This is a genomic window from Ruegeria sp. MALMAid1280 (assembly GCF_049195285.1).
Classification (GTDB): domain Bacteria; phylum Pseudomonadota; class Alphaproteobacteria; order Rhodobacterales; family Rhodobacteraceae; genus Ruegeria.
The window spans coordinates 140,036-157,644 of the sequence record NZ_JBMIRT010000059.1; the positions used below are offsets into that span (position 1 = coordinate 140,036).

Sequence of the window (17,609 nt, forward strand, 5' to 3'; positions counted from 1 at the left end):
TTGTCCTGCGTTATAGGGACCGCGCGAAAAGGTTCAAGGGGTATCGGAATTGGGTGTGAAATTGCCGCTTTCCCCTCTTTCCCTTGCCGCCGTATTCTCTATACCGCGCAACACGGCAAATGAGGATGCAATTGCGTATTCGTTTTGATCAGGGGGCAGCCGGGCCCGGAACCAGTTTCGAACGGCCTGCCAATGTGATCCGCGCGGACAAAGCGGATGACGTGCCCCACGCGCTGGCGGCGCTGGATGAGGCGCGCGCGGATGGCGCATGGCTGGCGGGCTACGCCAGTTATGAGCTGGGCTATGCGCTGGAACCCCGCCTGGCCGACCGTATGCCACGGGATCGCCGCCTGCCTCTGCTGTGCTTTGGTGTCTATGATGCGCCCGGCCAGCGTGATCTGCCCGCGGCTTCGGGTGCCGTCACCGGTTTTGACCCGCGCTGGGACGAGGCGCGCTATACACGCGCCTTTCAGCAGGTTCACGATGCCATCGGGGCCGGGGATATCTATCAAGCCAACCTGACCTTTCCCATCGACCTGACTGTCGAAGGGGACAGCGCCGCGCTTTATACCGCTTTGGCTTCGGGTCAGCCGGTAGGTCATGGCGCATTGGTAGAGCAAGACGGGTTGCCGGACCTCCTTAGCCGCTCACCCGAGCTGTTCTTTCGCACCGATGCGGACCGGATGATCGAAACCCGCCCGATGAAGGGCACTCAGCCCCGCAGCGAGGATATGGCCGAGGACGCACGCCGCCGCGCCTTCCTGTCGACCGACGAAAAGAACCGGGCCGAGAACCTGATGATCGTCGACCTGCTGCGCAATGATATCAGCCGCGTCGCGCTGCCGGGGTCGGTCAAGGTGCCCGAGCTGTTCAAGGTCGAGACCTACGCCACCGTGCACCAGATGATCTCATTGGTGCAGGCGCAGCTTCATCTGGGGGCCGAGTTGTCAGACATCCTGATGGCGCTGTTCCCTTGCGGCTCGATCACCGGCGCGCCAAAGATTCGCGCGATGGAGATCCTGTCGGACCTCGAACCCTGGCCGCGCGATATCTATTGTGGTGCGATTGGTTGGGCCGCTCCCGACGGACGGTCCGAGTTCAACGTGGCAATCCGCACGCTGATGGTCGAAGATGGCAAAGCTACGCTGAACGTGGGCGGCGGCGTGGTCTGGGACAGTACGGCCCCATCGGAATACGAGGAAGCGCTATGGAAAGCCCGCTTTGCGCACCAATTGACTCTGACTTCCGCCTGATTGAAACGCTGGCCTTTCGGCCAGGGCATGGATTTGTGCGACGGGCCCGGCATCTGGCCCGCATGGCGCGTTCGGCCAGAGCGTTTGGGTTTCCGTTCGATGACGGGGTGGCCGCCGACAAACTGGATGCGGTTGCAGGCGCATCGCTGTTGCGCTGTCGCCTGACTTTGGCCGCAGGGGGGGAACTGGACGTGACGACGGGGGCGCTGACCGACAACCCTCCGGTCTGGCGGGTGGCGATTGCCCAGACCCGCCTGACCGCTGATGACATCTGGTTGCGGTACAAAACAACCAAACGTGCGCTTTATGACAACGCCCGCGCGTCCTTGCCGAAAGGGATCGACGAGGTTCTGTTCCTGAACGAACGCGATGAGTTGTGCGAAGGCACCATCACCAACCTGTTTCTGCACATGCCCGATGGCCGCCACCTTACGCCCGCTTTGTCCTGCGGCGTCCTGCCGGGCATCCTGCGCGAAGAACTGCTGGATAATAAACAGGTTACCGAAGCCACCCTGACCTTGACCGACCTGAAAAACGCATCAAAAATCTATGTGGGAAATTCGTTGCGCGGTCTGATCCGGGCGGAGTTGGCAGAACAGTGAGCAAACAAACCGATTGGGCGGACAGCGCAGTCCCGCATCTGCGATTGCGGCTGGAATTCGGGATGTTCTTCATCGCCGTACCGGTGCTGATCGCGGTGTTTTTCCCTCCGAACTGGATGTTCCCGTCGCTGTTTGCCTTCACGGCCATCGGCATCGTGCTTCTGCACTCCACACCCGGCTTTTCCTGGGCCGAGCTGCGGTACAACTGGCGCAACTGGTCCTGGCGCGAAGTCGCGCTGTTTGCGGTTGCTATGACCACTTTCTGCACCGCTCTGGTGATGGCCACCCAGCCAGAAGCAGCGTTTTTCCTGCTGCGCAACCGGCCCGAGTTTCTGCTGGTCATCTGGCTTGGCTATCCGCTGCTGTCGGCCCTGCCGCAAGAACTGCTGTTCCGGTCCCTGTTCTTCCGCCGTTATCACGCGATCCTCCCGAACGGGCGGGCGGCCAATCTGCTGAATGCGGCGCTGTTTTCGCTGGCGCATCTGATGTACTGGAGCTGGATCGTCGCCATCATGACCTTTGCCGGGGGGCTTCTGTTCACCTGGGCCTATCGCCAGCGCGGATCGTTTTTCTATGCTGTCCTGCTGCACGCGATTGCGGGGAACATCATCTTTGCCGCGGGTCTGGGCATCTATTTCTACTCGGGCAATGTGCAAAGGCCGTTTTGAGCGGTATACCTGCCTTGACTTTCCAAGCCTGACGGGGTGTATCGGCGCGACGAATTCTGCGCCCGAAGGGATATGATCCATGCACGCCTACCGCAGCCACACCTGCGCCGCTCTGACTGCCGCCAATGTCGGTGAAACCGTCCGCCTGTCCGGTTGGGTGCATCGTGTCCGAGATCACGGCGGCGTGCTGTTCATCGATCTGCGCGACCATTTTGGCGTGACGCAGGTTCTGTGCGACGGCGACAGCGCGGCCTTTGCCGAGCTTGAGAATGTGCGCTCCGAGTGGTGCATCCGCATTGATGGCAACGTCAAAGCGCGTCATCCCGAATTGGTGAACCCGAAGCTGCCCACCGGCGAGATCGAGGTTTACGTGCGCGAACTGGAAGTTCTGGGCGCTGCCGACGAACTGCCGCTGATGGTGTTCGGCGATCAGGAATACCCCGAGGAAACCCGCCTGCGCTATCGCTATCTGGACCTGCGCCGCGAGGCGATGCAGCAGAACATGACCTTGCGCTCGGATGTCGTGGCCTCGATGCGCAAACGCATGTGGGATCAGGGCTTCCGTGAGTATCAAACGCCGATCATCACCGCCTCCTCGCCCGAAGGTGCGCGTGACTTCCTGGTGCCGTCGCGTCTGCACCCAGGCAAATTCTACGCACTGCCGCAGGCGCCGCAGCTGTTCAAACAGCTGATCATGGTGTCGGGTTTCGACAAGTATTTCCAGATCGCGCCCTGTTTCCGCGACGAAGACCCGCGTGCCGACCGTTCGCCCACCGATTTCTACCAGCTCGATCTCGAGATGTCGTTTGTCGAGCAGCAGGACGTGTTCGACACGATCCAGCCCGTTCTGACCGGCGTGTTCGAAGAGTTCGGCGGTGGTCGCAAGGTCGATCAGGAGTGGCCGCAGATTTCCTACAAGGACTCGGCCCTGTGGTACGGCACCGACAAACCCGACCTGCGCAATCCTATTAAAATGCAAGTGGTCTCCGACCACTTCCGCGGGTCTGGCTTCGCGATTTTCGCGAAGCTGTTGGAGCAGGAAGGCGCGGAAATCCGCGCCATCCCGGCGCCCACCGGTGGCAGTCGCAAGTTCTGTGACCGCATGAACGCCTTTGCGCAAAAAGAGGGTCTGCCCGGCATGGGTTACATCTTCTGGCGCGATCAGGGTGAGGGCATGGAAGCCGCAGGCCCGGTGGCCAAGAACATCGGCCCGGAGCGCACCGAGGCGATCCGTCAACAGCTGGGTCTGGGCGTTGGCGATGCGGCGTTCTTCCTGGGCGGCAAGCCGAAAGCCTTTGAAAAGGTCGCAGGCAAGGCGCGGGACGTGATCGGCGACGAACTGAACCTGACTGAGAAAGACCGTTTTGCCTTTGCCTGGATCGTGGATTTCCCGATTTACGAGCAGGACGAAGAAACGGGCGCAATCGACTTTGAACACAACCCGTTCTCGATGCCGCAGGGTGGTTTGGACGCCCTGAACGGCAACCCGCTGGATGTGCGCGGCTATCAGTATGACCTGGCCTGCAACGGGTATGAGCTGGTGTCGGGCGCGATCCGGAACCACAAGCCCGAGATCATGTTGAAGGCCTTCGAACTGGCCGGCTATGGCGAGGATGAAGTGAAATCCCGCTTTGGTGCCCTGTTCAGCGCCTTCCACTATGGCGCCCCGCCGCACGGTGGCTGTGCTGCCGGGATTGACCGGATCGTGATGTTGCTGGCTGATGAGGCCAACATCCGCGAGGTCATGATGTTCCCGATGAACCAACGCGCCGAGGACCTGATGATGGACGCGCCATCCGATCCGACCTCGGATCAGTTGATGGAGCTGGGATTGCGCATCATCCCGCAGGATTGATCAACAGCCCGTCGCAGACTATGCGGCGGGTTTTTCTTTGGCCGGGAGCGCCAAGCCCGAGTTCCCGTTCAAGCACAAAGGGCAGGGGCGTGCGCCGCGCGCCAAGCGAATGTTCCGAGCCGTTGTTCTGGTCTGGTAGTAGGCCCAGATGATCAGGATCGTAGCCGTCAGAAAATACGCTGCGGCCATCTCAGATCGCCTCGCGCTGTTCAAGCCGCGCCTGAACGATACCAGCAACCTGCGCAGCCAGAGCGGTAACGGGCGTGCCACATGCACGCGATTCCGCCAGCTTTTGCGCTGCATTGGCCAGAATCGTATCTTCGGCATCGCGGGCAACACCGCGCAAGAATTGTGCCGCATAGTCCAGCGTGCGGTGATCGTTCGGCCCGGCCAAAACGTCCGCGATATGGGCCATGTCGTCCTGATAGGCCATAGGATCGGGGCGAATGACTTCATCCCGGATCGCATGCAGGCTGTTGGGGCGGCGATCTTCGGGCAGGCTTTCCAGAATGAACTTCTGAAAGTAGGAAAGTGATTTCAGAGGTTTGTGCAAGAAACCGTCGGCCCCGGCCTGCAGCGCAGAGGCCTGTGCATCATCATCGCCGGACATCCCCAGAATGGCGCCGATACGCGGGCTGGCCTCGGTCAGTTCGGCGATCAGCTCGGCCCCCGAGCCATCCGGCAGGCCGATATCCACCAGAATGACCGAAGGGCGATAAATCTGCAGATGACGCCGTGCCGAGGTCAGACAATCCGCGCGCCGGATGCGGGCGCCGCTGTGCAGGCACATCAGCCGGATCGCATCACAGGCATAGCGGCTGTCTTCGACAACCAGAATGGTTTGGCCCAGCAGAGGCCGCGTGGCCGTCGGCTGCGCGGGAGAGGCGAAGGGGCTCGAATCGTCCATGGCAGAACTCCTAATCAGCAGATGCCCCACGCTAGGAAGTTCTGGCTAACACGACGTTAACGGCAATTTGGCGCACTTGTTCTTTGTCCAAACAGCCCCCATAACCGCTGCAACGCAGAACGGAGGAGAGTTCCATGATCGGTCGTCTGAACCATGTCGCCATTGCCGTGCCTGACCTTGAGGCCGCATCCGAGCAGTACCGCAGCGCGCTGGGCGCCAAGGTCGGCGCGCCGCAGGACGAACCCGATCATGGCGTGACCGTGGTGTTCATCGAACTGCCGAACACCAAGATCGAACTGCTGTATCCGTTGGGCGATGACAGTCCGATCAACGGATTTCTGGAAAAGAACCCGGCCGGTGGCATTCACCATGTCTGCTATGAGGTCGACGACATCATCGCCGCCCGCGACCACCTGAAAGAAACCGGTGCCCGCGTTCTGGGATCGGGCGACCCCAAAATTGGCGCGCATGGCAAGCCGGTGTTGTTCCTGCACCCCAAGGATTTCAACGGCTGCCTGGTCGAGCTGGAACAGGTCTGACCCAAGCGAGGCTGTCATGACGATTACCGCTGCACTGGTCCTGTTTGCCGTCATCTGGTTCATGACGCTGTTGGTCGTGCTGCCGATCCGCATCAAGACGCAGGGTGATCTGGGCGATATCGTTCCGGGCACCCATGCGGGTGCGCCGGAAGTGCACCACATGAAGAAAAAGCTCTGGATCACCACCGGGATTTCGGTGGTGCTCTGGGCGATCATCGCAGGGATCATCATCTCGGGCGTGATTTCGGTGCGCGACTTCGACTGGCTGAACCAGCTTGAGCCGCGCCAGTAAGCGTCAGGGCGTCCGCCCCGACAGCTTGTGGTAGAGATGGGTGAAGGTGGCCGCCCCGAGGATCGGGATCACCAGATTCACCAGCGGCACTGACAACGGGATGGCCATCAGGGTGCCAGCCAGCCAGATTGTGGGCATATGCTTGGCACGTAGTTTGCGCGCGCCGTCCCGCCCCACACGCCGCATCGCGGCCAGTGTGAAATATTCCCGGCCCAGCAGAAACCCGTTCATTGCCCAGAAAATAAACGGAGCCAATGGCGTGAAAATCGCATAGAGGATCAGCGCCAGCAGGTTGGCGACGATCAGCACGCTCATGAACTCTGCCGCATCACGCATCCCCTCGCTGAACGGGATGCCGGGAACGGCGGGCAGGGTGGGATAGTGTTTGTCCTCGACCGCCTGCGCGACCTCTTCCAGAAACATCGAGATGATGGCCGAGGCGACGGGCATCATCAGGAACACCGGCAGGATCATCACCAAAAAGATGCCGGAATAGTTCAACACGTCGTTGAGCCACGGCACAGCACCGATCCAGGGCAGCGAAATCTCGTCCCCGGACAGCCAGTTGATCAGCCAGATTGCTCCGGCACTGGCCGCGATCAGTAGCACAATTGTCAGACCAACGCCGCGCAGCAGAACGGAGCGGAACCTGGGGTCTCCGATCTGACCCAATGCTGCGAAGAACGCGCTGAGGATCATCACTCCGAAACCCACTCGGTCAGCGCCGCGACATCGGGGCGGGGGCGTTCAGGTGGGGTTTTGCCTTCGGTGGCGATATGGATCAGGCCGGCCACGCGTTCGTTGCCCTGCAGCCCAAAGGCCTGGCGGCAGAACGCGGCGTCATGAACCTGCCAGCCGGATAACCAGTTTGCGCCCCAACCGGCCGCAAGGGCCGCATTCAGAAGCGCCAGACATACGGCGCCCGCCGAATAGGTCTGTTCGATGGCCGGGACTTTGTCCGACGGGGTCTGGACCTCGATAACCGCCACGGCCAGATGGCCCATGTCGAACTGGCTGCGGGCCTTCGCGATGTCCTCAGGGGCTTTGCCCAGCCTTGTTCCGCAGTCCTGTGTCAGCGATGACAGACGGTCCATGGCGCCCTTCTCGAGAACGATAAAACGCCACGGCTCCAACTTGCCGTGATCCGGACTGCGGGCGGCGGCGGTCAGCAGGGGCAGCAACTCTTCCCGTGTGGGGGCCGGAGCGACCAAAGTCTTCACGGGACGCGACCGGCGTGATTGCAGAAACTCCAGGGCGGCCGGGTTCTTCAAGGACATATGTTAACTTCCTTTACATGGGCAGTCTGTATCTGGTTGAGGCTCTGGCGCGTTTCAAGTGCAAACAGCTGGTGATGTGGGATCAATTTCATTCCCCGGTTCCCCGTGCAAGAGTGTTTGCAAGCAAGAGGAACAAGATGGCGAAACCAAAACTGCACGATGTGCCGGATTTAAGCGGCCTTGCCACCCCCGGCGCGGCGATTCCGGTCCGGGTAACGCCCAAAGCGGCAAAGGACAGCATTGTGGTGGACAAGGGCGCAATCCGTATCACCGTGACCGCCCCGCCGGAAAACGGCAAGGCGAATGACGCGGTGCGCCGGATACTGGCCGTCTCAATGGGCGTCGCCCCGTCCGATTTGACCCTGAAACAGGGGCAGACCGCGCGGGACAAGTTGTTTGTCTATGCGCCCTGATCCGGTCTTTCGTGGATCTGATACACGCCCTCGGGCAGGTCCAGCGCGGCGGCCAGATCGCGCACCTGTTCGGGCGACAGGGTTATCATTTGAATTTGGTCCGTACGAGGGTCCAATTGCTCAAGCGTCACACATTCGGCGAAGCTGTTGATGACGACATCCTCTTGCAAAGGCTTGGGGCCTTCGTCCACCAGAGTAATGACTGTCGAGTCGAATTCATGCTCAATCGAAAACATGAAGCCAAAGTGCAGGGCGTTGCGCGGCAATGCAACCCGTTCCCTTGCAATCGCGCGGTGGCAGTCCCGTGCGGGCCGCGCTATGGTTTTTTCAAACGGGATTTCCGTTTCAAAGGAATATGAATGCGCCGTCTGACCTATTTGCTGTTTCCTCTGGTGCTGGCGGCGTGCAGCGCCGGTGCTCTGCGTGTGCAACCGGCAGCGGAATGGTCGCAGGATTCGGGTGAATTCCAGGTCGACGCGGCAACTTTCCAGCAGATCAGCCGCGCAGTTGGCAAAGAGGCCCGCGCCGAATGTTTGCGCCAGGCCATGGTCAGCAACTGTGATTTCACGATTCTGGTCGACCTGAACCCGCGCGCACCGGCAAACGCGTTTCAGACCCGGGACGACAAGGATCAGCCGGTGATTATCTTTACCCGCGCAATGATCCAATCTGCGGAAAATGCCGACGAACTGGCCTTTGTGATGGGGCATGAGGCGGCGCATCATGTGTTGGGCCATATCGACCGGCAATCGCAAAATGCACGGGAAAGTGCAGCGATCTTTAACGATCTGGGCAAGCTGTATGGCGAGAACGGAGAAGACCTGGAGCGTGTGCAGAAACTGGGCGCCGAGGTGGGGGTGCAGGTAAACGTCAAGGCGTTTGAGCTTGAGGCCGATCAAATGGGAACGATCATCACCCACAATGCAGGGTACGACCCGCTGATCGGCGCAAAGTACTTTGACCGCCTTCCCGATCCGGGGGATCAGTTTCTGGGTTCACATCCACCCAACGCGGATCGGGTGCAGGTTGTACTGGATACCGCACGACAACTGGGACTGACCCCATGACGACACTGACGCGACTGGGGGTGATCCTGACGGATCGGGGATCGAAATACGCCGTCTCGGGCGCGTCTGTCGGCACACGTGCGGATGTGGATGCCGTGTTGCAGGACCTCAAGTCGGACAAGGCCTATGCCAAGGCCACGCACAACACCTGGGCGGCTGTTTTGCCCGCGGGTGCGCTTAAGGCGGATGACGGTGAAAGTGGTGCGGGCATGGTGATCCTGCGTATGCTGGAACGCGCCGGGATGGAAAACCACGTGGTGATCGTCACCCGTTGGTACGGCGGAAAAAAGCTGGGCGGGGACCGCTTCCGCCGGGTGCAGGACGCCACCCGCGCCTATCTGGACCACATCGGGATTGGGTCTTGACCTGAGTCAAAGGCCAATTTGGGGCGTTGCGCTATCCTGTTCTGGACGCGAAACAGGAAGGGGTCTTCGATGCCCAGCCAGGAAATCTGAAACTCCATGCCGGTCTGGTGGACCGGATGGCCTCCAAGCTGGGGGTCGATTTGCAAGAGGCGGCGATAGGCGGTGACGTGTCGATCGACCAGTTGTCCGACGCTGTTTTGAACTGCACGGACTGCCCGAATCCTGGCCATTGCCAGCGTTTTCTGGACCAACCAGCTGTGGTGGCCCGGGCGCCGGAATATTGCCGCAACCAGGGCTTGCTCAACAAACTTGCACCCTAACCACCGGAGATCTCGATGCTGCATCTCGGAGAGATCATGACCCATTTGCGCCTTGTCCTGCGTATGGGGCAGGCAACCTGGGCGGACGTGGTCGCGGCGCACCATTCAGGTCACCTGACCCAACAGGACTGGGCCGAGATGATTCAATATTGCCGGGGCTGCGGCTGGGCCAACCGGTGCCCCGACTGGCTGGATCAACAGGAAGCCGTGGCTGGTGCACCGTGTACCTGCGAAAACCGGCAACGGTTTGCAGCGCTGAAAACAAGGCTAGAGAAGGAAAACGCATGACACGGTCTGCTTTGGGAGATGTCGAGACACATTTTTGGCTCACCCGATCTGTGGCGAGGTGCATGAATATCTCGCTGACCGAAGCAATGGCCGAAGGTCGGCTTACACCGGATCGCTATGCCGAAATGGTGACGCGCTGCCGGGCATCGCATTGCAGCGGCCAATGCGCAATCTGGCTGTCTGAACAACAGTCCGAGGCCCACGCGGCCCCGGATTTCTGCGCCAATGCCGAACAGATGAACGCGCTGAAGGCGTGATCAGACCTTCGAATGAGTCCCGTCGCACAACGGCGGATTGGCGCTGTGTTTACACCCACAGAAAAAGACCTTCTTGCCGCTGTCCGCAGTGTATTTGACCGGTTCAAACCGGGTCCCCTTGTGTGAGCCGTCGCAAAACAGTTGCCGTTTGGATAGGCCACATGCACACCAGAAATAGCTTTTCCCTTCGGTCACCTCGACCGGGAAGGGACCTTTTTGCGCGATGGTGGGGCTATCTGACATGGGGCTACTCCGTCTTTGGCTGATGTCACCTGAACAGTGTAGGCCGAAACGCGGAAAACGGTAGCTTTTGCTCATAAATCCGCTGTTTCTGAGGGGGTTACCAGCGTGGTTCCGCCTTTACTCACAAATGCGTGACTGATTTCGTTGCAAAAATACCATCAAGGCCCTATCCTATGCCTGGCCCCGAATTCTTGGGCAATATCAGGAAATTAATAGAGGAATGACGGACATGAAACTTAAATTTGCTGCCGTTGGTGCATTTGCCCTTGTTTTGGCTGCTTGCTCTCAGCAGGAAGAGCCGGCGCCGGTTTACATCACGCCTGAGTATGACAAATACGGCACGCCGAGCTGCCCGGCAGGGACCGAGCTGGCCACGACCGAAGCGGGTCAGACTGTCTGTAACCCGGTTGCTCAATAAGAATTCCGCGGGCGGCTTTTCTGCGAAGCCGCCCGCAACAATATCACCATCATGGCCGCCACCGGGGCGGTTTTTTCTTGTCTGCCGGTCACTATTCCGATTTCAGTTTCAGCGACCAAAAGTCGAGGCCAGATGAGAACCTTTTTTACCCGCCTCAAGGACCGCACCCGCTGGAGCTGGCAGGGCGTCGTTTCCACATGGCGCGCAGAATATTCATTCCGGACATGGGTGTGGGCGAACCTGTTATCTGCTGCTCTGGCGCTTTGGTTACCGTTGGGCGACGGAATTCGTGCATTGATATTGGTCCTGGGGCTGCTTGTCCTGGTGGCTGAGTTGCTGAACACCGCGATTGAGCGTGCCGTTGACCACACCTCGACCGATCACAGTGAACTGGCGGGTCAGGCCAAGGACGCGGCCAGCGCAGCCGTTGCGTTGACGGCCGTGGCCACCGGGGTGGCCTGGGTTGTCGGGATTGTCAGCCTGCTCTGAGGCAAGTCGCAACGGTTTTACCCGCCAAAGCGATACCCCCGGCGCTGAATGCCGTAGTTTTGTGGAATGTGGTAGGGCGAGGCGTGTCTTTTGGGGAAGCCTCGCACGGCGCGGTGGTGTCGTCTTGTCGGTTTCAGGTAATACACCTTGGGTTTTTGATAATAAACCCTGGGCTTTTTCTTGTGGTGATAAACCTTGCCTTTAGGGCGATGAACCTTGGCCTTGGGATAATAAGTTCTGGGCGCGCCGTAATGCCTGTGCACATGGTGCGTGCTGCGCAGGTGAAGGCTCAGCGACTTGGAACCAATGACAATGAACCCGCCCGAGCGGAAACTGTCGGCAGCAACGGGTGCGGCATAAAGCTGGGCGGCCAGAATCACTGCGATACATTTCAGGCCAAAGGGATGCGGACAGGACATTAAACCCTCCTTCACTCAGGGCGGAATGTCCTGTCATGATCCACGAATCGCGCGACAAATGCCAATAAACTTGGCTCACGCTTTGCCGAGGCCGGGTGACCGGGTCAGGCCAGCTTGCCCCACAGATCGTATTCGCCGGCCTCGTCCACCTCGACCCGGACGATGTCACCGGGTTTGAGGGTTTCGTAACCTTCGTCGATGAACAGGTTGCCGTCGATCTCGGGCGCGTCCGCCTTGGTACGGCAGGTGGCGGCCTCGTCATCGACCTCATCCACGATCACGTCGATCGTCTGGCCGACTTTCGCGGCCAGCTTGGCCTCGGAAATCGCCTGCGCCTTTTCCATGAACCGTTCCCAGCGCTCTTGTTTGATCTCAGCTGGTACGTGATCAGGCAGGTCGTTCGACCGCGCGCCATCCACGTTTTCATATTGGAAGCAGCCGACGCGATCCAGTTGCGCCTCGTCCAGCCAGTCCAGCAGGGTCTGGAATTCGGCCTCGGTCTCGCCGGGATAGCCGACGATGAAGGTCGACCGCAGGGTGATGTCGGGGCAGGTTGCGCGCCACGCGGCGATCTCGTCCAGCGTCTTGGCGGCCGCGGCCGGGCGGGCCATGCGCTTCAGAACGTCCGGGTGGGCGTGCTGGAACGGAATGTCCAGATAGGGCAGAATGTTGCAGCCCGCATCCGCCATCAGCGGGATCAGTTCGCGCACATGCGGATAGGGATAGACGTAGTGCAGCCGCACCCAGGCGTCGAGCTGCCCCAGCTCGCGCGCCAGATCGGTGATGTGGCTGCGCACCTCACGGTCTTTCCACGGGTTTACATCGTATTTGCGATCCAGCCCATAGGCCGAGGTGTCCTGCGAGATCACCAGCAATTCGCGCACGCCATTGTCGACCAGCTTTTCGGCCTCACGCAACACCGCATGAGCCGGACGGCTGGCCAGTTTGCCGCGCATGTCGGGGATGATGCAGAACTTGCACTTGTGGTTGCAGCCCTCGGAAATCTTGAGGTAGCTATAGTGGCGTGGGGTCAGTTGCACATTGGCTGCAGGCAGCAAGTCCACGAAAGGGTCCGGGTCGGGTGGAACAGCCGTATGGACCGCATCCAGAACCTGTTCGTATTGATGTGGCCCCGTCACCGCCATGATGCGCGGGTGATGTTCGCGGATGTAATCCGGTTCCGCCCCAAGACAGCCAGTCACGATGACCTTGCCGTTTTCCACCAGCGCCTCACCAATGGAATCCAGAGATTCAGCCTTGGCGCTGTCAAGGAACCCGCAGGTGTTCACAATCACGGCATCGGCCCCGGAATAGTCCGGTGAAATGCCGTACCCTTCGGCCCGCAGGCGGGTCAGAATCCGTTCGCTGTCAACCAGCGCCTTCGGGCAGCCCAATGAGACCATCCCAATGGTGGGCTGGTTCGGGCGCGGCATATCGGTGATCCGGGCAGAGGGTGCCAGGTCGGGGCGGAGGTTTGGCGGGTTCGTGCTCATGGCGCGGCATATAGTGGGGAACGCTTCCCCTTGCAAATGCGGGTCAGGCTTTGAATGATCTTTTCAACGCATGCCCAATAAGCGGAGAGCAGAAAAATGAAGTGGCTGTTGCGCATACTCTTCCTATTCGTGGTCGCCTTCGGCCTGGTCATCGGCGCGTTGTTGCTGATGCCCGGTGACAAGCTGGCCGCGATTCTGGCCGAACAGGTCAAAAGCGAGACCGGCCGCGAGCTGACTTTGTCCGGTGATGTGAGCCTGTCCTTCTGGCCGGTTCTGGGGGTCGAGACCGGTCCGGTCACCTTTGGCAATGCATCTTGGGCGGGCTCAGAACCGATGCTGAGTGCCGAAAGCCTGGCCGTTGGGGTCGATGCCGCGGGTTTGTGGAATGGCGATTTCCGGATACGGCGCGTGATCGCCGACAAGCCGGTCTTGCGGCTGGAACTGTCAGACGGGCGCGGCAACTGGGAATTGAGCGCCGCTGGCCCTCAGCCAACCTCTGGCGGCGGCGGCACACCTGCCGAGGCCTCGCCGCAAGGGGCGGTGACACTGGATCGTCTGGAACTGACCAACGCGCGGCTGATCTATGTCGAGAATGGCACGACGACCTATGATTTCTCGGATGTCGATCTTTCCGCCAGTTGGCCCGGGCCAACCGCGCCCATGGTGATGCAGGCGCGGATGACGGTCCCCGGTGGCAATGTGAACGTGGACCTGAAAATCCCGAACCTGCCTGCCTATGCCTCGGGCGCTGCGACGCCGCTGCAACTGGCGCTGACCGCGCCGGGCGGAGAGGTCGGGTTTGACGGCCGCGTCAACCTTGCGGGTGAGATGGACGGCAATCTGGAGGTTAAGACCAAAAGTACGGAAAAGATGCTGGCCGCATTCGGGCAGGCCGGTGTCGGGGTGCCGCTGGGGTTGGGGCGTGCCGCAGATGTATCGGGGCACATGACCTATACAAGTGAGGGCCGGATATCCTTGCGCAATCTGGTGGCGCAGCTGGATCACAACCGGTTCACCGGCGAGGCCGATATCGAGATTTCGGACCCGCCCAACATCACCGCGCGGCTAAAGGGCGGGGATATCGACCTGTCCCGCTACAACGATGCGCCCGCTTCGTCCGGGGATGGTTCCGACACGGCCTCCGCGTCGACACCTGACAACGCATGGTCGACAGATCCGATCGATGCTTCGGCCCTGGCGCTGGCGAACGGAGAGATCCGCCTGACGGCCGCGTCCATTGCCGTCCCCGAGCTGACACTGGGCCCCAGCGACCTGACGCTCAGCCTTGATCGGTCCCGTGCCGTTTTGCGGATGGACCCCGCCACATTGTTTGCAGGACAGGTGACCGGGCAGGTGGTTGCCAACAACAGAAATGGCTTGTCCGTTGGTGGTAAGCTGAACGCCCAGGGCATCGACCTGCAGCAAGCCCTGTCAACCATGGCCGGGATCAATCGTCTGACGGGGGCCGCTTCGGGCGAATTCGAGTTCCTGGGCGTCGGTCAGACCGAGGACCAGATTATGCGATCCCTCAGCGGCCAGGGTAACCTGAATGTTGGTCAAGGCGTCATCGCCGGCTTTGACCTCGACCGTCTGATGGGGCGGGGCAAGGGCGCCGGAGGTACGACTGTGTTCAACAGTCTGACGGCCAGTTTCAACATCGATCAGGGGGTTCTGACCAATAACGACCTGCTGATGTCGTTGGATAATTTTCGGGCGGACGGAACCGGACAGGTCAATATCGGGGCGCAGACAATCGACTATCTGTTCACGCCTACCGCGCTTAGGGCAAATTCAGGGCAGGGCCTTTCGGTACCGGTGCACGTTGTCGGTCCGTGGGCTGACCCGGCGATCAAGCCCGATCTGACGAAGGTGATCGAAGCCGCCGCGGAAGGGCAGCTCAAAGACCTGGAAGATGACGCTAAGCAAAAGGTTCTGGACAAGGTCAGCGATGAGCTGGGAACCGCGGTAACCGATACCGAAAGCGCCGAGGACGCTTTGAAAAACAAGCTGGAAGAAGAGGCTAGGAAAGGCCTGCTCAAACTGCTGGGAGCAGACTAATACGGGGCGCCCTTGGGCGCCCCAGTTTTATTTTGATCAGATCGTCTGGTCGTAATCGCCGACACCGGGTTCGGTCCGGATCACAGCGTCGATATCGGCGAAGATGGCGCGCATTTCGTCTTCGCTGTCGCTGCTTTCGCAAACCACAACAAGGTTCGGCGTGTTCGAGGATGCACGCACCAGACCCCAGCTGCCATTGTCCAGAATGACCCGCGCGCCGTTGACGGTGACCACTTCTTTGATCGCGCGACCCGCGAATGCCTCGCCTGCATCGGCCTTGGCAACCAGCTTGTCGACCAGACGTTTGAGGATGTCATATTTCTCGGTGTCCGCAGCATAGGGCGACATGGTCGGCGTCGACCAGGTCTTCGGCAGCGCCTTGCGCAGGTCCGACATGCTCTTGTCCGGATTGCGGTCCATCAGTTTGCAGATCTCAACCGCGACCCGCATACCGCAGTCATAGCCGCGTCCGATCGGTTCAGCCAGGAAGTAGTGGCCCGATTTTTCGAACCCGGCCAGAGCGTCAATCTCTTTGACCCGGCGCTTCATGTGGCTGTGGCCGGTTTTCCAGTAATCTGCCTTGACACCGTGGGCCTGTAACTCGGGGTCGCTGGCAAACAGGCCGGTCGATTTCACGTCGGCCACGAAGGTCGCGTTGGGATACAGCTTGGCCAGATCGCGGGCCATGATCACGCCGACCTTATCGGCGAAAATCTCCTCACCCTCGTCATCCACAACACCGCAGCGGTCACCGTCGCCGTCAAACCCCAGCGCCATATCCGCGCCGCTGGACTTCACGGTGTCGGCCATGTCGTGCAACATCTCCATGGCTTCGGGGTTTGGGTTGTAGTTGGGGAAGGTGTAGTCCAGCCGGTTGTGGCTGGGCACAACTTCGACGCCCATCCGTTCGAAGATTTCCGGCGCGAACGCCGAGGCTGTGCCATTGCCGGTGGCGCAGACGACCTTGAGCGGACGGGACATTTTGAAATCCCCGACCAGATCGTCGATATAGGCCTCTTTTACACCATCGACGAACTCGTACGAGCCGCCGTCGTGCGGAACACCTTCGCCGTTCAGAACGATATCGCGCAGCTCTGACATCTCGTCCGGGCCGTGGGTCAGCGGACGGTCAAAGCCCATCTTCACGCCGGTCCAGCCGTTCGGGTTGTGGCTGGCCGTGACCATCGCCACTGCAGGCACGTCCAGATGGAACTGGGCGAAATAGGCCATCGGGCTGAGCGCCGGGCCGATATCCTTGACCTGAATACCGGCCTGCATCAGCCCCAGGATCAGCGCGTTCTTGATCGCCAGCGAATAGTCGCGATAGTCGTTGCCCACCGCGATCACGGGCTCGATCCCGCGTTTGCGCATTTGGGTGCCCAGACCCAGCCCCAGCGCGGTCATGCCGGGCAGGTTGATCTCTTCGGGGTATTTCCAGCGGGCGTCGTATTCGCGAAACCCGGTGGGCTTGATCATCGGGTCGCGCAGAAAGCTCCAGGTGTTTGGAGTCACCTCGGGGATGGGTTTGGTCATACTATCGCTCTTGGCTAAATCTGGATGGGATTGGCTTTGGCCAATGCATCAAAGCGCATCAATGTGTCAATCAACTGAGGCATTTGATCGAGAGGGATCATGTTTGGTCCGTCAGATGGCGCCGAGTCCGGGTCCTGATGGGTTTCGATGAATACAGCGCCAACACCCAATGACACTGCGGCACGGGCCATGACCGGAGCAAACTCACGCTGGCCACCGGATGACCCACCTTTGCCACCGGGTTGCTGCACCGAATGGGTCGCGTCCATTACGACAGGGTAGCCCGTTTTTGCCATTTGCGGCAGACCGCGCATATCGGCCACAAGCGTATTGTAACCAAAGGATGTTCCACGTTCGGTCAGCAGGATGTTCTGGTTTCCGGTGCTTTCGATTTTGTCAACGATATTGCCCATTTCCCAAGGGGCAAGAAACTGGCCCTTCTTGACGTTGACGGCTTTACCGGTGTTACCCGCAGCCAGCAGCATGTCGGTCTGGCGGCACAGGAAAGCCGGGATTTGCAGCACATCCACCGCATCGGCGGCGACGGTGCATTGCGTTTCGGTGTGGACGTCGGTCAGAACCGGAATGCCCATCGTCTTGCGGATGTCGTCCAGAACCTTCAGCCCGGCGTCGATACCCATACCCCTTTTGCCGGACAGGGACGTCCGGTTTGCCTTGTCATACGAGGCCTTGAAGACATACTGCGCACCGGCAGTATCGCAGGCCTCTTTCATTTTACCCGCAATCATCTGGGCATGATCGGCGGTTTCAAGCTGGCAGGGGCCGGCAATGATCGTCAGAGGCAGATCATTGCCGACCGTGAGATCGGAGATTTTTACATGTTTCATGTGTC

The 17,609-nt window shown here is 60.2% G+C and carries 24 protein-coding genes; 15 read left to right on the forward strand and 9 right to left on the reverse strand.

Annotated features, from left to right (window positions below; genetic code table 11):
• The first annotated feature begins 125 nt into the window (after positions 1-125).
• From ACOQFT_RS17560 to aspS, 4 genes are all read left to right on the forward strand, one after another.
• Positions 126-1,253, forward strand: coding sequence for an aminodeoxychorismate synthase component I (locus ACOQFT_RS17560; protein ID WP_421599175.1), 1,128 nt, complete (start codon positions 126-128; stop codon positions 1,251-1,253).
• Positions 1,208-1,855, forward strand: coding sequence for an aminotransferase class IV family protein (locus tag ACOQFT_RS17565; protein ID WP_421599176.1), 648 nt, complete (start codon positions 1,208-1,210; stop codon positions 1,853-1,855). Before ACOQFT_RS17560 ends, ACOQFT_RS17565 begins: the two co-directional genes overlap by 46 nt.
• Entirely contained in the window at positions 1,852-2,523 is a 672-nt protein-coding gene (locus ACOQFT_RS17570) for a CPBP family intramembrane glutamic endopeptidase (protein ID WP_421599177.1), read from the forward strand. Before ACOQFT_RS17565 ends, ACOQFT_RS17570 begins: the two co-directional genes overlap by 4 nt.
• Before the next feature lie 79 nt (positions 2,524-2,602).
• A complete protein-coding gene (gene aspS / locus ACOQFT_RS17575) occupies positions 2,603-4,378 on the forward strand; it encodes an aspartate--tRNA ligase (protein ID WP_421599178.1) in 1,776 nt (591 codons plus the stop codon).
• A gap of 190 nt (positions 4,379-4,568) precedes the next feature.
• Here aspS and ACOQFT_RS17580 read toward each other — a convergent pair whose 3' ends face one another.
• Entirely contained in the window at positions 4,569-5,285 is a 717-nt protein-coding gene (locus ACOQFT_RS17580; protein ID WP_421599179.1) for a response regulator, read from the reverse strand.
• 134 nt (positions 5,286-5,419) lie between these two features.
• Between ACOQFT_RS17580 and mce the strand changes: the two genes are divergently transcribed.
• Positions 5,420-5,824: a methylmalonyl-CoA epimerase gene (gene mce / locus ACOQFT_RS17585; RefSeq protein ID WP_170440867.1), complete on the forward strand. Its 405-nt coding sequence runs from the start codon at positions 5,420-5,422 to the stop codon at positions 5,822-5,824.
• Positions 5,825-5,840: 16 nt separating this feature from the next.
• Positions 5,841-6,116, forward strand: a complete 276-nt coding sequence (locus ACOQFT_RS17590) for a DUF1467 family protein (protein WP_170440869.1) — start codon at positions 5,841-5,843, stop codon at positions 6,114-6,116.
• Positions 6,117-6,119: 3 nt separating this feature from the next.
• On the opposite strand, the gene ACOQFT_RS17595 is transcribed toward ACOQFT_RS17590, so the two are convergent.
• A complete protein-coding gene (locus tag ACOQFT_RS17595; RefSeq protein WP_421599180.1) occupies positions 6,120-6,815 on the reverse strand; it encodes an EI24 domain-containing protein in 696 nt (231 codons plus the stop codon).
• A complete protein-coding gene (locus ACOQFT_RS17600) occupies positions 6,815-7,393 on the reverse strand; it encodes a nitroreductase family protein (protein ID WP_421599181.1) in 579 nt (192 codons plus the stop codon). The genes ACOQFT_RS17595 and ACOQFT_RS17600 overlap by 1 nt, the downstream gene beginning before the upstream one ends.
• Before the next feature lie 137 nt (positions 7,394-7,530).
• Between ACOQFT_RS17600 and ACOQFT_RS17605 the strand changes: the two genes are divergently transcribed.
• Entirely contained in the window at positions 7,531-7,806 is a 276-nt protein-coding gene (locus tag ACOQFT_RS17605) for a DUF167 domain-containing protein (protein WP_421599182.1), read from the forward strand.
• Here ACOQFT_RS17605 and ACOQFT_RS17610 read toward each other — a convergent pair.
• Positions 7,794-8,042, reverse strand: coding sequence for a hypothetical protein (locus ACOQFT_RS17610; protein ID WP_421600065.1), 249 nt, complete (start codon positions 8,040-8,042; stop codon positions 7,794-7,796). The two genes, ACOQFT_RS17605 and ACOQFT_RS17610, sit on opposite strands and share 13 nt — an antisense overlap.
• Positions 8,043-8,165: 123 nt before the next feature.
• Between ACOQFT_RS17610 and ACOQFT_RS17615 the strand changes: the two genes are divergently transcribed.
• The 5 genes from ACOQFT_RS17615 to ACOQFT_RS17635 are packed head-to-tail and all read left to right on the forward strand — an operon-like array spanning position 8,166 to position 10,103.
• On the forward strand, positions 8,166-8,873 hold the full coding sequence (locus ACOQFT_RS17615; RefSeq protein ID WP_421599183.1) for a M48 family metallopeptidase: 708 nt from the start codon (positions 8,166-8,168) through the stop codon (positions 8,871-8,873).
• Complete coding sequence (locus tag ACOQFT_RS17620; protein ID WP_421599184.1) at positions 8,870-9,238, forward strand: YigZ family protein; 369 nt, start codon at positions 8,870-8,872, stop codon at positions 9,236-9,238. Before ACOQFT_RS17615 ends, ACOQFT_RS17620 begins: the two co-directional genes overlap by 4 nt.
• A gap of 26 nt (positions 9,239-9,264) precedes the next feature.
• The gene (locus ACOQFT_RS17625; protein ID WP_421599185.1) at positions 9,265-9,558 is read left to right on the forward strand and encodes a DUF6455 family protein; all 294 of its coding nucleotides are present in this window, start codon (positions 9,265-9,267) and stop codon (positions 9,556-9,558) included.
• A 15-nt stretch (positions 9,559-9,573) separates the two neighbouring features.
• Positions 9,574-9,846, forward strand: a complete 273-nt coding sequence (locus ACOQFT_RS17630) for a DUF6455 family protein (protein ID WP_421599186.1) — start codon at positions 9,574-9,576, stop codon at positions 9,844-9,846.
• The gene (locus ACOQFT_RS17635; RefSeq protein WP_421599187.1) at positions 9,843-10,103 is read left to right on the forward strand and encodes a DUF6455 family protein; all 261 of its coding nucleotides are present in this window, start codon (positions 9,843-9,845) and stop codon (positions 10,101-10,103) included. The genes ACOQFT_RS17630 and ACOQFT_RS17635 overlap by 4 nt, the downstream gene beginning before the upstream one ends.
• Here ACOQFT_RS17635 and ACOQFT_RS17640 read toward each other — a convergent pair whose 3' ends face one another.
• Entirely contained in the window at positions 10,104-10,346 is a 243-nt protein-coding gene (locus ACOQFT_RS17640; protein WP_421599188.1) for a CDGSH iron-sulfur domain-containing protein, read from the reverse strand. It lies immediately after the preceding gene.
• A gap of 220 nt (positions 10,347-10,566) precedes the next feature.
• On the opposite strand from ACOQFT_RS17640, the gene ACOQFT_RS17645 reads away from it, so the two are divergent.
• Together ACOQFT_RS17645 and ACOQFT_RS17650 are read left to right on the forward strand one after the other, a co-directional pair.
• Complete coding sequence (locus ACOQFT_RS17645; protein WP_421599189.1) at positions 10,567-10,764, forward strand: hypothetical protein; 198 nt, start codon at positions 10,567-10,569, stop codon at positions 10,762-10,764.
• A gap of 132 nt (positions 10,765-10,896) precedes the next feature.
• Positions 10,897-11,253, forward strand: a complete 357-nt coding sequence (locus ACOQFT_RS17650) for a diacylglycerol kinase (protein ID WP_421599190.1) — start codon at positions 10,897-10,899, stop codon at positions 11,251-11,253.
• A gap of 17 nt (positions 11,254-11,270) precedes the next feature.
• On the opposite strand, the gene ACOQFT_RS17655 is transcribed toward ACOQFT_RS17650, so the two are convergent.
• Both ACOQFT_RS17655 and rimO read right to left on the reverse strand, forming a co-directional pair.
• Positions 11,271-11,672, reverse strand: a complete 402-nt coding sequence (locus tag ACOQFT_RS17655; RefSeq protein WP_421599191.1) for a hypothetical protein — start codon at positions 11,670-11,672, stop codon at positions 11,271-11,273.
• Between the two features lie 104 nt (positions 11,673-11,776).
• The gene (rimO, locus tag ACOQFT_RS17660) at positions 11,777-13,165 is read right to left on the reverse strand and encodes a 30S ribosomal protein S12 methylthiotransferase RimO (RefSeq protein WP_421599192.1); all 1,389 of its coding nucleotides are present in this window, start codon (positions 13,163-13,165) and stop codon (positions 11,777-11,779) included.
• Between the two features lie 96 nt (positions 13,166-13,261).
• Here rimO and ACOQFT_RS17665 point away from each other — a divergent pair, with 96 nt between their 5' ends.
• Complete coding sequence (locus tag ACOQFT_RS17665; protein ID WP_421599193.1) at positions 13,262-15,223, forward strand: AsmA family protein; 1,962 nt, start codon at positions 13,262-13,264, stop codon at positions 15,221-15,223.
• 36 nt (positions 15,224-15,259) lie between these two features.
• Here the strand turns inward: ACOQFT_RS17665 and ACOQFT_RS17670 are convergent, their stop codons facing one another.
• Positions 15,260-16,756: a phosphomannomutase/phosphoglucomutase gene (locus tag ACOQFT_RS17670; protein ID WP_421599194.1), complete on the reverse strand. Its 1,497-nt coding sequence runs from the start codon at positions 16,754-16,756 to the stop codon at positions 15,260-15,262.
• Between the two features lie 14 nt (positions 16,757-16,770).
• Positions 16,771-17,604 (reverse strand): 3-deoxy-8-phosphooctulonate synthase, encoded by an 834-nt coding sequence (kdsA, locus tag ACOQFT_RS17675; protein ID WP_421599195.1) that lies wholly within the window; start codon positions 17,602-17,604, stop codon positions 16,771-16,773.
• Positions 17,605-17,609 lie beyond the last annotated feature (5 nt).

Bases quoted from the DNA above. Each gene is read 5' to 3' on its own strand.
- ACOQFT_RS17560 (WP_421599175.1), top strand. From the start codon at position 126: ATGCAATTGCGTATTCGTTTTGATCAGGGGGCAGCCGGGCCCGGAACC.
- ACOQFT_RS17565 (WP_421599176.1), top strand. From the start codon at position 1,208: ATGGAAAGCCCGCTTTGCGCACCAATTGACTCTGACTTCCGCCTGATT.
- aspS (WP_421599178.1), top strand. From the start codon at position 2,603: ATGCACGCCTACCGCAGCCACACCTGCGCCGCTCTGACTGCCGCCAAT.
- ACOQFT_RS17580 (WP_421599179.1), bottom strand. From the start codon at position 5,285: ATGGACGATTCGAGCCCCTTCGCCTCTCCCGCGCAGCCGACGGCCACG.
- mce (WP_170440867.1), top strand. From the start codon at position 5,420: ATGATCGGTCGTCTGAACCATGTCGCCATTGCCGTGCCTGACCTTGAG.
- ACOQFT_RS17590 (WP_170440869.1), top strand. From the start codon at position 5,841: ATGACGATTACCGCTGCACTGGTCCTGTTTGCCGTCATCTGGTTCATG.
- ACOQFT_RS17595 (WP_421599180.1), bottom strand. From the start codon at position 6,815: ATGATCCTCAGCGCGTTCTTCGCAGCATTGGGTCAGATCGGAGACCCC.
- ACOQFT_RS17600 (WP_421599181.1), bottom strand. From the start codon at position 7,393: ATGTCCTTGAAGAACCCGGCCGCCCTGGAGTTTCTGCAATCACGCCGG.
- ACOQFT_RS17605 (WP_421599182.1), top strand. From the start codon at position 7,531: ATGGCGAAACCAAAACTGCACGATGTGCCGGATTTAAGCGGCCTTGCC.
- ACOQFT_RS17610 (WP_421600065.1), bottom strand. From the start codon at position 8,042: ATGTTTTCGATTGAGCATGAATTCGACTCGACAGTCATTACTCTGGTG.
- ACOQFT_RS17615 (WP_421599183.1), top strand. From the start codon at position 8,166: ATGCGCCGTCTGACCTATTTGCTGTTTCCTCTGGTGCTGGCGGCGTGC.
- ACOQFT_RS17620 (WP_421599184.1), top strand. From the start codon at position 8,870: ATGACGACACTGACGCGACTGGGGGTGATCCTGACGGATCGGGGATCG.
- ACOQFT_RS17630 (WP_421599186.1), top strand. From the start codon at position 9,574: ATGCTGCATCTCGGAGAGATCATGACCCATTTGCGCCTTGTCCTGCGT.
- ACOQFT_RS17635 (WP_421599187.1), top strand. From the start codon at position 9,843: ATGACACGGTCTGCTTTGGGAGATGTCGAGACACATTTTTGGCTCACC.
- ACOQFT_RS17640 (WP_421599188.1), bottom strand. From the start codon at position 10,346: ATGTCAGATAGCCCCACCATCGCGCAAAAAGGTCCCTTCCCGGTCGAG.
- ACOQFT_RS17645 (WP_421599189.1), top strand. From the start codon at position 10,567: ATGACGGACATGAAACTTAAATTTGCTGCCGTTGGTGCATTTGCCCTT.
- ACOQFT_RS17650 (WP_421599190.1), top strand. From the start codon at position 10,897: ATGAGAACCTTTTTTACCCGCCTCAAGGACCGCACCCGCTGGAGCTGG.
- ACOQFT_RS17655 (WP_421599191.1), bottom strand. From the start codon at position 11,672: ATGTCCTGTCCGCATCCCTTTGGCCTGAAATGTATCGCAGTGATTCTG.
- rimO (WP_421599192.1), bottom strand. From the start codon at position 13,165: ATGAGCACGAACCCGCCAAACCTCCGCCCCGACCTGGCACCCTCTGCC.
- ACOQFT_RS17665 (WP_421599193.1), top strand. From the start codon at position 13,262: ATGAAGTGGCTGTTGCGCATACTCTTCCTATTCGTGGTCGCCTTCGGC.
- ACOQFT_RS17670 (WP_421599194.1), bottom strand. From the start codon at position 16,756: ATGACCAAACCCATCCCCGAGGTGACTCCAAACACCTGGAGCTTTCTG.
- kdsA (WP_421599195.1), bottom strand. From the start codon at position 17,604: ATGAAACATGTAAAAATCTCCGATCTCACGGTCGGCAATGATCTGCCT.